Genomic DNA, 14,195 nt, shown 5'->3' with positions numbered 1-14,195 from the left:
CGACGGGAACACGCGCGCACGTCCGCTACAGCATGCTGCGCGGCCGGACCATCGTCCCGTCGGCGAAACGCCGTGCACGGAATGCCGACAAGTCGAGCGACGGCTCGCCCGTATCGACCCATTCGGCCAGCAGCCGTCCGACGATCGGCCCCATCGCGAAGCCGTGCCCGCAGAAGCCGGTCGCGATCGCGAGCCCGGACGGCGTGCCAGGCGCGTCGATCACCGGAATTCCGTCGGGCACCACGTCGATCAGGCCGGCCCAGGCCTCGACGATCTGCGCGTCCTTCAGCGCGGGAAAGATCGCCTTCAGCTTCGCGAGCGCGCGCGGCGCATGCGCGCGATTCGGCTGCGGCTGCGGATCGCGCGGCTCGATCGCGCCGCCGCCACCGCCGATGCGCGCGCGGACATCCCGCCACGCCGCCGCATTCAGATGCAGCCGGAACTTCTCGCGCTGCGACCAGAACTCCGGCCAGAACAGGCTCAAGCCGCGCAGGTGGCCGAGCGTCAGGTCGACGTCGACCTGCATGTCGTCGGCGAGATTGATCGCACCGTTCCTGCGTTGCCGAATGCCGAGGCCGTGCCCCCAGATCGTCGACGCGGACACGTCGGGCAGCACGTTGGTGCGCATGCAGGTGCCGCGCACGGCCTGCTGCGGCAGCCGGATGCCGACGCCGTCGAGCAGCCGGAAGCTGGTCGCGCCGGCCGCGCAGATCACGCGTCGCGTGCGGATCGTGCCGCGCTCGGTCACGACGCCGACGACCGCGCCGCCGGCGGTCTCGATCGCCGTCACGCCGCAGCCTTCGAAGAAACGCGCGCCGGCTTCGGTCGCGCGCGCCGCGAACGCGGCGGCCACACGGCGCGGCTCGGCCTGCCCGTCGGTCGCCGTATACAACCCGCCGAGCGTGCGCGCTTGCGCCGACAGGCCGGTCACGCGCGCGTCGATTTCCGCGCGTGTCAGCGTGCGCGTGTCGAGCCCGTGTTCGCGTGCGACCGCGAGCCACGCCTGGAACGATGCCCAGTCGTCTTCGTTGTCCGCCATATAGAGGCAACCGCCCTGCCGCCATTCGAGATCGAAGCCGAGCGCCTGCTCGAGCCCTTCCCAGATCCGCATCCCGGCCATCATCAGCGGCACTTCGGCGGACTCGCGGCCCTGCTGCCGCACGAAGCCCCAAGCGCGCGTCGATTGCTGGCCGGCGATGCGCGACTTGTCGAGCACGACGGCCTTCAGGCCGCGCAGGCCGAGGTAATAGGCTGCCGCGCAGCCCATGATGCCGGCGCCGGCGATCACGATGTCGGCTTCTGCCGGAAACGCCGTGTCGGCGTGCGTCAATGTGTCATGCAGCGGATAGGTTGTCGTCATTGTTCTCTGTTGGCGTTGATACGTCCGGCGCATCCATCGACGTTCGCGATGGCATGCACCGGATCATGCGGTCGGGTTCCGGACGGGGCTGGCGAACGTGCGGGACGCGCGATGAACGGACCGGCCGCAGCCCCGCTGCCGGTCGTTTTCCGCTCATCGGCCGTCCCCATTTTTTCGCCTTGACGGCGCTATGTTACCGCGCGATAAACTGTACATCCATACAGTATCGCTGCAGTAAAAATGATCCTCCCCCCATTCGATCCCCCGAAGCTGAACGACCTCACCGAATGGTGGACGAAGTGCACCTACGCAGACGTACAGCGCCTGATACTCGAAGTGCAGCACCTCCGCCTGACGCTGTGGGAACTGAAAGCGCACGTCGCGGATGCGTCGCGCCGGATCCGCGTGCTGGATCCGGCCATGCTCGCGCATGGCTCCGCGCTGCGGCGGCTCGGCTACCTGCTCGACAAGGAGATCGAACGCGCGAATCCGATCGGCCGCACGCGTGACGTGTATGCGCCGTTTTCGGATGAGTGGCGCGCCCGCGAAGCGCTGCGCTGTGCATTGCGTGCGCGTCCCGAGCCCGCGGAAGCCGGCACGCTCCCGCACGCGATTCCGGAATTTCAGCGCGTCACCTGGGCAGAGCTTCGCGATCGCTGGCGTCACCTGAGCGACAAGCAATCGAGCCGGCAGAACATCGAGCAACGCATGGTGCTCGAGATCGCGCGCCAGCGATCCGTGATCCTCGCGCGCGCGAGGAAACTCGTCGATGCCGCGATAGCCGAAGCGGCGGCGGAAGGCACGCAGCTGTTCGCGCTCGATCAACTCAAGCGGTTGCTGTCGGTCGAGCGCGAGGACGGCGAACCGTTCACGTACATGCCGGCGTAGGTCGATCGCATTCGGCCGCCGTCGATCGATGGCCGCGATGGCGCGCGCGTCGATCCATCGGTTCGCACTTCTCAAGAGATGGACACTGGAGGATCGCCGTGTAACCGGCGATCCTGCGGTGCTTCGCCAATGCCATCCACGCCGGGCATTCGGAACGTCCGTCGTGTTTTTCGCGTTGAATGAGCGTGCCCGTCCTGCAGGGGCGAACGACGCGCTACGCGTAGCGGCTCAGCCATTCTTCGGAGAACTTCTTCGCATAGGCGACGGCATCCGCTTCGGTATCGAATTCGCCCAGCTTGCGGAATGCCGCCTCGCGGCTGAAACCCAGCTTCGTGACCTCGACCTGGGCGGCGTACTTGCCGTCCTCCGTCACGCGCGGTTCGCAGTTCATCTCGTACCCGCGCATCACAAATTTCTTCTGCATCGCTTCAACACTATTTTTAGACCGCGAAATCGTAGCACGGGCCCCCGCCGCATTCACGCCCGCCCCCGAAACGGGGCAGCATCGGTTTTTTAGAGTAAACCGTCAAACAATCCGCGTATAAGACGCGACTCCGTCGAGCCCGACGCACGACGTCCTGTAAAAATTTGTCGCCGTCCGAGTGACATGATGCCGCGGTTCCCGGCCATGAATTCGCCCTACTTTGGTGCACTTCTTCGGCAGTGCGGCGCAATTACGCGCGGCCAGACAAGGAATCCTGTCCAGGTCCCTCGCGATCCGTGCCTGAAGGTTGCGAGCGGGGCAGCGGCGCGCGGCACACGCCGCCGGATCGCGCGTAACGTCGTGACACACCTTTCACAGAAACGCACCTTTTGCGACATTGAATGACAGTCGTTTTGCGGTAAAGTTATCTTTTCCGCGCGTGGCCGGTCGGCTCGCCCCTGGACGTCGTCAAGACTGTCCGCCGAGACTGCCGCAAGGCGTCGTTCTGAACGTCACGATCCGTTCCCGTAGCATGACCACTGAAGCAATCACCACGGATTCCCTCGCGGTTGCCGAGCGCGTGCGCGAGCTAATGACTCGCAACGGCATCGGCAAGCGCCAGCAAACCACCGAGCTGTGCCGCATCCTCGACCTGAGCTTTTCGCAGGGTCACCGCAAACTGCGCGGCAGCAGCCCATGGACGCTCGCGCAGATCAAGAAAGTCGCCGAAGCGTACGGCGAGCCCGCCGCTCAACTGTTCGGCGCGCAGACGCTCGACCCCGGCATGGTCGGCGCCTATTCGCAGGAAGCCGTCCTGTACGCCGGTGTCGCCGAAATTCCGTGTACCGCCTGGATCGGCGCGCCGCTCGAAGCCGGCGCGCGCCCCGAGTTCGTCGCGTACGAACAGAACGGCCGCTGGCGCGTGCTGCGCCATACGGGCGTGCTGTACCAGAACGCGTACGACGTGCACAAGATCGAGATCTATCCGCGCCGCGCGGAGAGCGACAAGCTCGTCGTCGCGGTGATCGATCCCGATCGCGTCAGCGCGACCGAGCTGTGTCGCTATCTCGAGCGGCAGGGTTTCGCGACGGCCGCATTCGACGGGCTCGCGCCGTTCGTCGACGCGCTGCAGGGCCAGGCGTTCGACGCGGTCGTCACCGAATGGCTGTTCGACGACGGCACGGCCGCCACCGCGATCAAGGCAGTGCGCACGTCCGACAATCCGGGCGCGCCCATCTTCGTGCTGACGGGCGACCTGCTCACGGGCCGCGCGAGCGAAGCGGACATCAGCGAAGTGATCCGCGCATTCGATGTCGTCTGCTACGAAAAGCCCGCACGCATGGCGATCCTCAGCGCCGATCTCGCGAAGCGGCTCGCACGCGGGTAATTCCCGCACGCACGCCCCTCTTTCGCATGGCCGGCGCCCGCGCGGCGCGGCGGCCGTGAACCGGTTCCTCAGTACAATAGCCGGACCCTGTTCACGACCGGCCTGCGCCGCCCGACTTCATGGCCCGCCTCATTCCCGACGACTGGAAAAACCTCGCCGCCACCGGTGCGGCCGAACGCGAGCGCGAGACGCTTGCCGCCCTCGAACACGCGCTCCCGGACAGCTACACCGTCTATCACGGCGTGCACTGGACGCGTGCCGACCAGGGCTTCTCGGTGTTCGGCGAAGCGGCGTTCGTCGTCGTGAGCCCGGCCGGCCGCGTGCTGCTGATCGAGCAGAAGGCCGGCTTCCTGCGCGAAACGCCGAAGGGGCTCGTGAAGGTCTACCTGCAGAAGGAGCGCAACGTCCCGATCCAGCTCGCGCGCACGCAGGAGACGCTGCACCGGCGGCTGACCGCCGCGCTCGGCGCGGGCGTCTACGGCGTCGAGGCGCTGCTGTACTGCCCCGACTACGCGATCCGCGAGACGGCGATCGCAGGCGTCGCGGCCGACCGCATCGTCGACGCGTCGCGCAAGGCGCAGCTCGCGCAGGTGATCCTGCAGATCCTGCCCGAGCACGACGAACCGTTGCCGAACGCAGCGAAGCTGCATCATTTCCTCGCGGACGAGCTGGCGCTCACGCCCGACACGAGCGCGCTCGTCGGGCAGGCCGGCACGCTCGTCACGCGGCTGTCTGGCGGGCTTGCCGCGTGGGCGCGCCAGCTCGAGTTCACGCCGTTCCGCTTGCGCGTGACGGGCACCGCCGGCTCGGGCAAGACGCAGCTCGCGGTGCAGGCGATGCGCGATGCGGTCGCGGCCGGCAAGCGCGTGCTTTACGTATGCTTCAACCGGCCGCTCGCCGACTACATCGCGCGCATCGCGCCGCCCGGCGCGAAGATCGCGAACTACCATCAGCTGTGCGACTGGGTGGCCCGCGACGGCGGCTATACGCCCGACTTCGACGCGCCCGGCGCGTTCGAGCGGCTCGAGGCGCACTTCGCGGAAGCGCCGGTTCCGGAACGCTGGCGCTTCGATGTGCTGATCGTCGACGAAGGTCAGGATTTCCATGCGCCGTGGGCGGCCGCACTGGAGCGCCTGCTGGCACCGGACGGCGCATGGTGGTGGCTGGAAGATCCGCTGCAGAACCTTTATCTGCGCGAGCCCGTCGCGCTGCCCGGCTGGGTCACGCTGAAGGCGCTGACGAACTACCGCAGCCCGCGCGACCTGCTCGAATTCGTGCGCGACGTCGTCGGCCGCGTCGAGCCGCTCGCGGCCGAACTGCGCTCGGGCAGCCCGTTCGACGGTTCCGATCCGACGGTGTCGTCATACGGGGAAGACGGCGCGGGCGACGCGCTCGCCGACGCGTGCATCGACGCGACCAAGCGCGCGATCACGCACGCGCTGTCGCTCGGCTTCCGCAAGCAGGACATCGCGGTGCTGTCGTATCGCGGTCGCGAAAGCTCGGTGCTCGCGCGGCTCGACCAGCTCGGCCCGCATCGGGTCAAGCGCTTCACGGGCAAGTACGACCTGTTCGGCAACCCTGAATATCGCGAAGGCGACGTGCTGCTCGATTCGATCTATCGCTTCAAGGGGCAATCCGCACCGTGCGTGATCCTCACCGAGATCGACTTCGACACGCTCGATGCGCGCGCGGCCCGCAAGCTGTTCGTCGGTGCGACGCGCGCGACGATGAAGCTGCTGCTCGTCGCGTCGGCGCGCTCGGCCGCGCAACTCACGGGCGGCTGACGCGGCGGGCGGCGGGTGCGCGCGGGACCGACCGCCCCGCCCGCCGCCGCACGTCACGCGACGCGAAACGCCCCCACCGCCCGGCGCAGCCCGTCGGCCTGCTCCTCGAGCGAAGCGGCGGCTGCCGCCGCCTGCTCGACCAGCGCCGCGTTCTGCTGCGACACCTGGTCCATCTGCGACACCGCGCGGTTCACCTGCTCGATCCCGTCGCGCTGCTCGTTCGACGCGGCCGCGATCTCGGTCATGATGCCCGTCACGCGGCCGATCGCCTGCTGGATGTCCTGCATCGTCGCGCCGGCCACGCCGACCAGCCGCGACCCCGTCGCGACACGCTCGACCGACTCGCCGATCAGCGTGCGGATCTCCTTCGCGGCCGACGCCGAGCGCTGCGCGAGCGTGCGCACTTCGCCCGCGACCACGGCGAAGCCGCGGCCTTGCTCGCCCGCGCGCGCGGCTTCGACCGCCGCATTCAGCGCAAGGATGTTGGTCTGGAACGCGATGCCCTCGATCGTGCCGATGATGTCGGCCACCTTCTGCGAGCTCTGGTCGATCTCGTTCATCGTGCCGATCACTTCGCCGACGACCGCCGCGCCGCGCGTCGCGATCTCGCTCGCGTTGTCCGCGCACGCCTGCGCCTCGACCGCGTGATCGGCGTTCTGCTTCACGGTCGCCGTCAGCTCCTCCATGCTCGCGGCCGTCTCCTGCAGCGCGGACGCCTGCTCCTCCGTGCGCTGCGACAGGTCGGTGTTGCCGGCCGCGATCTGGTGCGTCGCGGTCGAGATCGCTTCGGAGCCCTGGCTGACCTGGCGCACCGTATCGGCGAGGCTGCGCTGCATGCCCGTCACGCCCTTGACCAGCTCGGCCATCTCGTCGCGCGACGACCAGCGCACTTCCGACGTCAGGTCGCCGTCCGACAGGCGGCGGAAATGCGACAGCAGACGGTTCACCGGTTGCGTGATCGCGAAATGCAGGCCGATCGCGCAGCCGAGGCACGCGGCGAGACCGAACGCAATGCCGGCGATCGCGCCCGCGCGCATCCAGCCGTAATAGGTCTGCGCGGTGTCGTAGACGTCCTTGCCGCGCGCGGCCTGGTACGCGTCAAGCGCATCGGTCGCCTGCGTGAGCGCGACCGACAGCGGCGGCGCGACCGTCATCAGCAGCCGGTCGGCATCGTCGCGATGTCCCGCGCGAATCGCGTCGATCAACGGCTTCAACGCCTGTCCGATCAGCGCCTGGCGCGCGACGTCGAGCCGCGTCGCGAGCGGGCCTTCGTCGCCGTCGTGCGGCATCGTCGCGTAGGTGCGCCACGCGGCGTCGGCCTTCGCGAGATAGTTCTCGGCCTTGTTGACGAGATCGGGCACTTCCGGCGCCTCAGGATGCAGTAGCGCGCGGTCGAGCGTGGTGCGCACGATCGTCAGGTTCAGGCTCACGGCGGACAACGCGGTCTTCGCGACCAGCTGGCGCGTATAGGCCTCGTCGAGCGCACGGTTCGAGCTCTGCATGCCGGTCAGGCCGATCAGGCCCGAAGCAACGAGCAGCACGGCGACGAGGCCGAGCGTGGAAAAAATCCGCGTACGGATCGAGAAGCGGGAAAACAGGGCGTTCAGGTTCATGACGGGACGTGAGCGGTAAAGAGTGCCGCGGCAATCGGTCCGCGGCACTCTGGATTACGGTTAGCCTGCAAAAAACTTGAGCCCCGCCCGCTGCCGGGCTGAGCGCGATCAATTTTCCGGCCCGCAATCTTCTGTTACCGATGCAACAAATCCAGGTACGGCAGAAATTGACCAGGCAACGAATTGACTCTATATTTCGACCAATTCCCTGCCATGGCAGATATCTCGATGAGAACCAATACCCTCCTTGCCCCACCGGCCGCCGAAGCGGCCCGTCGCGACGCGCCGACCGGGCTGATCGTCGCCGCGCTGCTGCTCGTCATGCTGCTGTCCGCACTGGACCAGACGATCGTATCGACCGCGCTGCCGACCATCGTCGGCGAGCTCGGCGGCCTCGACCAGTTGTCGTGGGTGGTCACGGCGTATTTGCTGTCGTCGACGGTCGTACTGCCGCTGTACGGCAAGCTCGGCGACCTGTACGGCCGCAAGATCGTGCTGCAGGCGGCGATCGTGCTGTTTCTCGCCGGTTCCGCGCTGTGCGGCATGGCACAGGACATGACGCAGCTGATCGTGCTGCGCGCGCTGCAAGGGCTCGGCGGCGGCGGGCTGATGGTCGTCACGATGGCCGCGATCGGCGACCTCGTGCCGCCCGACCGCCGGGCGCGCTATCAGGGGATGTTCGGCGGCGTGTACGGCCTCGCGACGATCGTCGGCCCGCTGCTCGGCGGCTTCCTGGTCGAACATCTGTCGTGGCGCTGGATCTTCACGATCAACCTGCCGCTCGGCTTCGTCGCGCTCGCGGTGATCGGCGTCGCGTTCCGGCCGCACACCGCGCACGTGAAGCACCGGATCGACTATATGGGTGCCGCGTTCCTCGCAACGGCCCTTACCTGCGTGATCCTGTTCACGAGCGAAGGCGGTTCGCTACTGCCGTGGTCGTCGGCGCAGCTGTGGATGACGCTGGTGCTCGGCGTGGTCGCGATCGGCGGCTTCATCTACGAGGAACGGCTTGCGGCCGAGCCGATCATGCCGCTCGAACTGTTCCGCCAGCGCACCTTCGTGCTGATGAGCCTGATCGGCTTCGTCGTCGGCATCGCGCTGTTCGGTTCGGTCACGTTCATTCCGCTCTATCTGCAGGTGGTGAAGGGCTCGACGCCGTCGCAGGCCGGGATGCAGCTGCTGCCGATGATGGGCGGGATGCTCGCGATGTCGGTCGCGAGCGGCCGGCTGATCTCGCGGCTCGGCACGTATCGGCCGTTTCCGATCGCGGGGACGCTGATCGGCGGCATCGCGATGGCGCTGCTGTCGACGCTGACGCTCGACACGCCGCTGCACACGATGTACGCCTACATGGCGCTGCTCGGGATCGGGCTCGGCATGGTGATGCCGGTACTCACGCTCGCCGTGCAGAACACGGTCGAGTTCCGGCACATGGGCGTCGCGACGTCGGGCGCGACGCTGTTCCGCTCGATCGGCGGCTCGCTCGGCGTCGCCGCGTTCGGCGCGCTGTTCTCGCACGGGCTTCAGTCGCGAATCACGCAGGCGCTGCCGGCCGGCACGGAGCTGCCGCCCGCGCTCGGTCCGGCGGTCGTGCACCAGTTGCCGGATGCGGTGCGCGAGGCGTACCTGCATGCGTTCGCCGGGTCGCTGCACGTGGTGTATCTCTCGGCCGCGGGCGTGATCGCGATCGCTTTCGTGCTCGCGTGGTTCGTCGAAAGCGCGCCGCTGCGCAAGCATCACTGATCGGCGGGCACGCAGCGGCACCGTGGCTCCGCCGCCTGTCCGCAGAGCGGCGCTGCGCGGCGACCGTTCACGACGCGCGGTCCGCCGTCACGGCACCAGCACCACCCCACCCGTCGTCTGTCGCGATTCCAGCAAACGATGCGCGTCGGCCGCCTGGTCGAGCGGCAGCCGCGCGCCGATCTCCACGTGCATCCCGCCCGAGAGCCGTTCGAGCGTCGCGCGCGCCGCCTCCCGATACCCCGCCACGTCACGCGCGATGAAGCCCAGTACGCTCGGCCGCGCCAGCGCGATCGAGCGGACCGGGCCCAGTTCATCGAGGTCGATCGTCTGCCGGGCGCCGATCGCGGCAACCTGCCCGATGCTCGCGACCATCCCGAACGGCCGGACCGCACCGAGCGTGCGCGTCAGCACGTCGCCGCCGATCCCGTCGATCGCATAGTCGACGCCCGCGCCGCCGCCGAACGCACGCGCCGCCGCGACGAAATCCTCCTCGCGGTAGTCGACCACCACTTCCGCCCCTCGCGCGCGCACCCGTGCCGCCTTCGTGGCCGAGCCGACCGTGCCGATCACCCGCGCGCCGAGCGCGCGCGCCCACTGCGTCGCCAGCAACCCGACGCCGCCGGCCGCCGCGTGCACGAGGACGGTGTCGCCGGCCCCCACGTGGCGCACGCGGTGCAGCAGCATGTAGACGGTAATGCCTTTCAGTAGCCCGGCCGCGACCGCGTCGTCGCTCACGCCGTCGGGCACGGGCACCACGCGCTCGGCAGGCAGCGTGCGCAGGCTCGCGTAGCTGCCGGTCGGCAGCCCCGCATACGCGACGCGCTGGCCCGGCACCAGCCCCGTCACGCCGGGCCCGACCGCGTCGACCACGCCGGCCGCCTCGACACCCAGCGCGTCCGGCAGTGCCGGCAACGGATGCGCGCCGGTCCTGAAATAGATGTCGACGAAATTCACGCCGACGGCAGTCTGGCGAATCCGCACCTCGCCGGCGCCGGGCGGCGCGACGGGCGCATCGACGCGGCGCAGCACGCCGGCGTCGCCGTAGCGGTCGATCCCGATCCGGGTGGCAGTGGCAGTCTGGGTCATGACGTTCCTCGCAATCGAATGATGTGACACGATCATCTCATCGTGCATAATCGATCGGAATTCCCGTTTCACGCCCATCTACCGTGCAAAATTCGACCGATCCGACGCCGGCGTCCGCGCCGCCGATGAGCTGGGACGACCTCCGCTATTTCCTGGCGGTGATGCGCGGCGGCAGCCTGTCGGCCGCCGCGCGGACGCTGCAAGTCCAGCACTCGACGGTCGCCCGGCGCATCGATGCGCTGGAGTCCGCGCTCGGCATTCGGCTGTTCGACCGGCTGCCACGCGGCTGGCCGCCGACCGACGAAGGCCTGCACCTCGCCGAGCATGCCGCGCGCGTCGAAGCCGACGTGCATGCGTTCGCGCGCGCCGCGCAGGGGGCGGCGGCGCTCGACGGTGTCGTGCGCGTGTCGGCGTCGCCGGTATTCGCGAGCCACTTCCTCGCGCCGCGGCTCGCCCGCGCGCAGCGCGCATGGCCCGCGCTGCGGATCGACCTGATGGGCGAGATGCACGCGGCCAACCTCTACGCGCGCGAAGCCGACCTCGCGGTGCGCCTGTCGCGGCCGAGCGAGCCGGGGCTGGCCGCGCGCCGGCTCGGCACGATGCGCTTCGCGCTGTACGCGTCGCCCGACTGGGCCGCCGCGCCACCCGACACCTGGGCATTCCTCGGCTACGACGACGCACTCGCCCAAATGCCGCAGCAGCAATGGCTCGAACGCTTCGCGGCCGGGCGCCGCTTCGCATTCATCGCCAACGATCTGGCCGCGCTGCATCGTGCATGCGTGGCCGGCGCAGGAGTCGCGTTGCTGCCGCGCTTTCTCGTCGACACGTCGGCGACGGATGCGGACGCGGGCACGCCGGCTGCGGCCGATCCGTCGCTGTCGACTGCCGCCGCGCTCGTCGAGTTGACGTCCGCGCCCCGATGCGATGTCGAGCGCGAGATCTGGCTCGTCGTCCACCCGGACGTGCGGCGCTCGCCGCGCGTGCAGCGCGTCGCGGATGCGATCGCCGACGCGGTTCGCGACGCGGACGGCCATTTGTAGGCGCGGCTTCTCCTGACCGCGCGACGCGACCCATGTCTTTACGGCGCCGCCTCGCGGCCGGCATAGTAACGGTTTCGTCCGCCCGGTCCGCCACCATGTCCGCCGCCCCCGCCTGCGTCGTCCGCGACGCGACCGATACCGATCTCCCCACCATTCACGCGATCTATGCACACCATGTGCGCCACAGCGTCGCGTCGTTCGAGGAGACCCCGCCCGACGTCGACGAACTGCGCGCGCGCCGCGACGCGGTGCTGCGTCACGGGCTGCCCTATCTCGTTGCGGAATGCGACGGCCGCATCGCCGGCTATGCGTACGCGACGCCGTATCGCACGCGCAGCGCGTACCGCCACACGATCGAGGATTCGATCTACATCGACGACGCGCAGCGCGGCCGCGGCATCGGCCGCGCGCTGCTCGCGGCGCTGATCGCGCGGTGCGAGACCGGCCCGTGGCGGCAGATGATCGCGGTGATCGCCGACGGCGGCACCGGCGGCTCGACGTCACTACACCGCGCATTCGGCTTCGAGCCGGCGGGCGTGCTGAAGGCGGTCGGTTTCAAGCACGGCCGCTGGATCGATACCGCGCTGATGCAGCGCGCGCTCGGCGACGGCGCACGCACCCTTCCCGCCTCGCCCGAGCCTGGCGCGTCGCGCTAGAATGGCCGCATGCCAAGACAGACTCCAACCATGCCAGACGAGGCCGCACCGGATTCCCGCAACGAGTACACGGTCGACGAACTCGCACGCGTGTCCGACACGACCGTGCGCAACGTCCGCGCATACCAGGATCGCGGACTGCTCGCGCCGCCCGAGAAGCGCGGGCGCGTCGGCATCTACGACGACACGCACGTCGCGCGCCTGAAGCTGATCAACCACCTGCTCGCGCGCGGCTACACGCTGTCGAACATCCAGGACCTGATCATGGCGATCGACGAAGGCCACGACCTGCGTTCGATCCTCGGCCTGGAAAACGCGATCGGCGGCCGCTGGTCGCACGAACTGCCGAAGACCTATTCGCTCGCGCAGCTCGCGCAGATGTTCGGCCCGCAGACGGCATCGCAACTGTCACGCGTGACCGAACTCGGTCTGCTCGAACGGCGCGGCCTGTCGTTCGTCGCGAAAAGCCCCGCGCTGCTCGAAGCGGCAGCCGCGATGACGAAGGAAGGCATCCCGCCGCGCGAGCTGCTCGACGTGATCAGCCTCGCGCGGCCGCATTTCGACGCGATCGCGCGGCTGCTCGTCGATCTCGTCGTGAAGCGGCTCGACCGCTACGACGCCGGCACGCTGCCGCCGGTCACCGACGTGCCCGCACTCGTCGACGCGATCTGGCGACTGCGTCCGCTTGCGGCCGTGTTCGTCGAAGGCGAGACGAACCGAGCGCTCGAGACGGCGGCAAGCGCCTATCTCGGCGGCCGCGTCGCGACGATCCTCGACAAGAAGCTCAGCGACGAAGCGGCACGACAGACCGGCACGCCCGATCCACAAGGCGACGGCGACAAAGCATAGGACCGCCGCCGTCATATTCATATCGGCAATGCTTCGTTTGCGGGCCCGACCGCCCATGCGACGATTCTTCCGACCGAGCGGCACGCGCCGCTCCCCGAAGACGTTTCGCATGGAGCCTGTTCGATGATTCGTTTCACCCGCTGGATCACCCGCGCCGCTGCGACGGCGCTCGTCGCCGTCGCAGCCACATCCGCGTTCGCGCAGGGCGGCGCCGACAAGGTCGTGCGCATCGGCTACCAGAAGGCCGGCCTGCTGTCGATCATCAAGGCGCAGGGCTCGCTTGAAGCGCGCCTCAAGCCGCTCGGCTACAACGTCCAGTGGTTCGAATTCCCGGCCGGCCCGCAACTGCTCGAGGCACTGAATGCGAACAGCATCGACTTCGGCTATACGGGCGCGCCGCCGCCGGTGTTTGCGCAAGCGGCCGGCGTGCGCTTCGTGTACGTCGGCGCGGAGCCGCCGTCACCGCACAACGAAGCTGTGTTCGTGAAGGCCGATTCGTCGATCCGCTCACTCGCCGACCTGCGCGGCAAGAAGGTCGCGCTGCAGAAGGGTTCGAGCGCGAACTACCTGCTGCTCCAGGCGCTGAAGCAAGCAGGTGTGCGCTACGACGAGATCCGCCCCGTGTACCTGCCGCCCGCCGACGCGCGCGCCGCGTTCGAGAGCGGCAACGTCGACGCGTGGGCCGTCTGGGATCCGTACTACGCCGCCGCGCAGAGTTCGCTGAAGATTCGCACGCTGTCCGACTACACGGGTCTTACGCCCGCGAACAACTTCTACGAGGCGACGCGTGATTTTGCTGAGCAGCATGCCGACGTGATCGGCGCGCTCCTGAAGCAGGCGCGTGAGACGGGGCTGTGGGTCAACGGCCATCCAGCCGAGACGGCCGCGCTGATCGCGCCGAAGGTCGGGCTGCCGTCGCCGCTCGTGGAAACGTGGATCAAGCGCGTGCCGTTCGGTGCGGTGCCGATCGACGAGAAGATCGTCGCGGTGCAGCAGGGAGTGGCCGATGCGTTCTACGCCGCGAAACTGATTCCGCAGAAGCTGAGCGTCGCGGATAACGCGTGGACCGACAAGCGCGTGGCAACGGCTTCGGTGGCGAAGTAACGGGCGGCGCGCACGCATCTGGAAAAGGCCGACGGGTGCCCTGCCCGTCGGCCTTTTTTCGTTCTTCTGGGATTTCAGGGGGAACGTCGGGCGCACTGTCGTGCATTCAGCCATCTTGCAGCACTTTTGAACTGCCATTCGAACGTCGATTCCGCTCGGACAATTGATCTTCTGCGCGTGGTCCGGTGAGGCAGCTACGGACAGCTCGGCTATCGTGCCGATACTTCGCTGCGGGGCGCGACGCGTACTTCCGGGTTCGGC

12 protein-coding genes are annotated in these 14,195 nt (G+C 68.6%); 8 read left to right on the top strand and 4 right to left on the bottom strand.

Going from position 1 to position 14,195, the window contains the following annotated elements:
- Positions 1-25 precede the first annotated feature (25 nt).
- Complete coding sequence (locus tag WS66_RS04715) at positions 26-1,360, bottom strand: NAD(P)/FAD-dependent oxidoreductase (protein WP_059607124.1); 1,335 nt, start codon at positions 1,358-1,360, stop codon at positions 26-28.
- Between the two features lie 240 nt (positions 1,361-1,600).
- Here WS66_RS04715 and WS66_RS04710 point away from each other — a divergent pair, with 240 nt between their 5' ends.
- Positions 1,601-2,248 carry a hypothetical protein gene (locus tag WS66_RS04710; protein ID WP_059607122.1) on the top strand — a complete coding sequence of 216 codons (648 nt, stop codon included), beginning with the start codon at positions 1,601-1,603 and terminating at the stop codon, positions 2,246-2,248.
- A gap of 214 nt (positions 2,249-2,462) precedes the next feature.
- Here the strand turns inward: WS66_RS04710 and WS66_RS04705 are convergent, their stop codons facing one another.
- Positions 2,463-2,672: a hypothetical protein gene (locus WS66_RS04705; RefSeq protein WP_059464641.1), complete on the bottom strand. Its 210-nt coding sequence runs from the start codon at positions 2,670-2,672 to the stop codon at positions 2,463-2,465.
- Between the two features lie 532 nt (positions 2,673-3,204).
- Here WS66_RS04705 and WS66_RS04700 point away from each other — a divergent pair.
- Both WS66_RS04700 and WS66_RS04695 read left to right on the top strand, forming a co-directional pair.
- Positions 3,205-4,059, top strand: coding sequence for a helix-turn-helix domain-containing protein (locus WS66_RS04700; RefSeq protein ID WP_059607120.1), 855 nt, complete (start codon positions 3,205-3,207; stop codon positions 4,057-4,059).
- A gap of 119 nt (positions 4,060-4,178) precedes the next feature.
- The gene (locus WS66_RS04695) at positions 4,179-5,843 is read left to right on the top strand and encodes an ATP-binding domain-containing protein (protein WP_059607118.1); all 1,665 of its coding nucleotides are present in this window, start codon (positions 4,179-4,181) and stop codon (positions 5,841-5,843) included.
- Positions 5,844-5,896: 53 nt separating this feature from the next.
- On the opposite strand, the gene WS66_RS04690 is transcribed toward WS66_RS04695, so the two are convergent.
- Positions 5,897-7,456 carry a methyl-accepting chemotaxis protein gene (locus tag WS66_RS04690; RefSeq protein WP_059607116.1) on the bottom strand — a complete coding sequence of 520 codons (1,560 nt, stop codon included), beginning with the start codon at positions 7,454-7,456 and terminating at the stop codon, positions 5,897-5,899.
- A 228-nt stretch (positions 7,457-7,684) separates the two neighbouring features.
- On the opposite strand from WS66_RS04690, the gene WS66_RS04685 reads away from it, so the two are divergent.
- Complete coding sequence (locus tag WS66_RS04685; protein WP_059607311.1) at positions 7,685-9,199, top strand: MDR family MFS transporter; 1,515 nt, start codon at positions 7,685-7,687, stop codon at positions 9,197-9,199.
- Between the two features lie 87 nt (positions 9,200-9,286).
- On the opposite strand, the gene WS66_RS04680 is transcribed toward WS66_RS04685, so the two are convergent.
- Positions 9,287-10,285, bottom strand: coding sequence for a quinone oxidoreductase family protein (locus tag WS66_RS04680; RefSeq protein WP_059607306.1), 999 nt, complete (start codon positions 10,283-10,285; stop codon positions 9,287-9,289).
- 125 nt (positions 10,286-10,410) lie between these two features.
- On the opposite strand from WS66_RS04680, the gene WS66_RS04675 reads away from it, so the two are divergent.
- From WS66_RS04675 to WS66_RS04660, 4 genes are all read left to right on the top strand, one after another.
- Positions 10,411-11,325, top strand: coding sequence for a LysR family transcriptional regulator (locus WS66_RS04675; RefSeq protein WP_059607309.1), 915 nt, complete (start codon positions 10,411-10,413; stop codon positions 11,323-11,325).
- A 95-nt stretch (positions 11,326-11,420) separates the two neighbouring features.
- Complete coding sequence (locus tag WS66_RS04670) at positions 11,421-11,981, top strand: GNAT family N-acetyltransferase (protein ID WP_059607114.1); 561 nt, start codon at positions 11,421-11,423, stop codon at positions 11,979-11,981.
- Positions 11,982-11,990: 9 nt separating this feature from the next.
- Positions 11,991-12,830 (top strand): MerR family transcriptional regulator, encoded by an 840-nt coding sequence (locus WS66_RS04665; RefSeq protein ID WP_059607111.1) that lies wholly within the window; start codon positions 11,991-11,993, stop codon positions 12,828-12,830.
- A 123-nt stretch (positions 12,831-12,953) separates the two neighbouring features.
- Positions 12,954-13,934, top strand: a complete 981-nt coding sequence (locus WS66_RS04660; protein WP_059607110.1) for a sulfonate ABC transporter substrate-binding protein — start codon at positions 12,954-12,956, stop codon at positions 13,932-13,934.
- Positions 13,935-14,195 lie beyond the last annotated feature (261 nt).

It is taken from the genome of Burkholderia sp. LA-2-3-30-S1-D2 (assembly GCF_001523915.2).
Classification (GTDB): domain Bacteria; phylum Pseudomonadota; class Gammaproteobacteria; order Burkholderiales; family Burkholderiaceae; genus Burkholderia; species Burkholderia diffusa.
Note: the sequence above shows the minus strand (reverse complement) of the source record. Positions and strands in the feature narration are given on the sequence as shown.

Bases quoted from the DNA above. Each gene is read 5' to 3' on its own strand.
- WS66_RS04715 (WP_059607124.1), bottom strand. From the start codon at position 1,360: ATGACGACAACCTATCCGCTGCATGACACATTGACGCACGCCGACACG.
- WS66_RS04710 (WP_059607122.1), top strand. From the start codon at position 1,601: ATGATCCTCCCCCCATTCGATCCCCCGAAGCTGAACGACCTCACCGAA.
- WS66_RS04705 (WP_059464641.1), bottom strand. From the start codon at position 2,672: ATGCAGAAGAAATTTGTGATGCGCGGGTACGAGATGAACTGCGAACCG.
- WS66_RS04700 (WP_059607120.1), top strand. From the start codon at position 3,205: ATGACCACTGAAGCAATCACCACGGATTCCCTCGCGGTTGCCGAGCGC.
- WS66_RS04695 (WP_059607118.1), top strand. From the start codon at position 4,179: ATGGCCCGCCTCATTCCCGACGACTGGAAAAACCTCGCCGCCACCGGT.
- WS66_RS04690 (WP_059607116.1), bottom strand. From the start codon at position 7,456: ATGAACCTGAACGCCCTGTTTTCCCGCTTCTCGATCCGTACGCGGATT.
- WS66_RS04685 (WP_059607311.1), top strand. From the start codon at position 7,685: ATGAGAACCAATACCCTCCTTGCCCCACCGGCCGCCGAAGCGGCCCGT.
- WS66_RS04680 (WP_059607306.1), bottom strand. From the start codon at position 10,285: ATGACCCAGACTGCCACTGCCACCCGGATCGGGATCGACCGCTACGGC.
- WS66_RS04675 (WP_059607309.1), top strand. From the start codon at position 10,411: ATGAGCTGGGACGACCTCCGCTATTTCCTGGCGGTGATGCGCGGCGGC.
- WS66_RS04670 (WP_059607114.1), top strand. From the start codon at position 11,421: ATGTCCGCCGCCCCCGCCTGCGTCGTCCGCGACGCGACCGATACCGAT.
- WS66_RS04665 (WP_059607111.1), top strand. From the start codon at position 11,991: ATGCCAAGACAGACTCCAACCATGCCAGACGAGGCCGCACCGGATTCC.
- WS66_RS04660 (WP_059607110.1), top strand. From the start codon at position 12,954: ATGATTCGTTTCACCCGCTGGATCACCCGCGCCGCTGCGACGGCGCTC.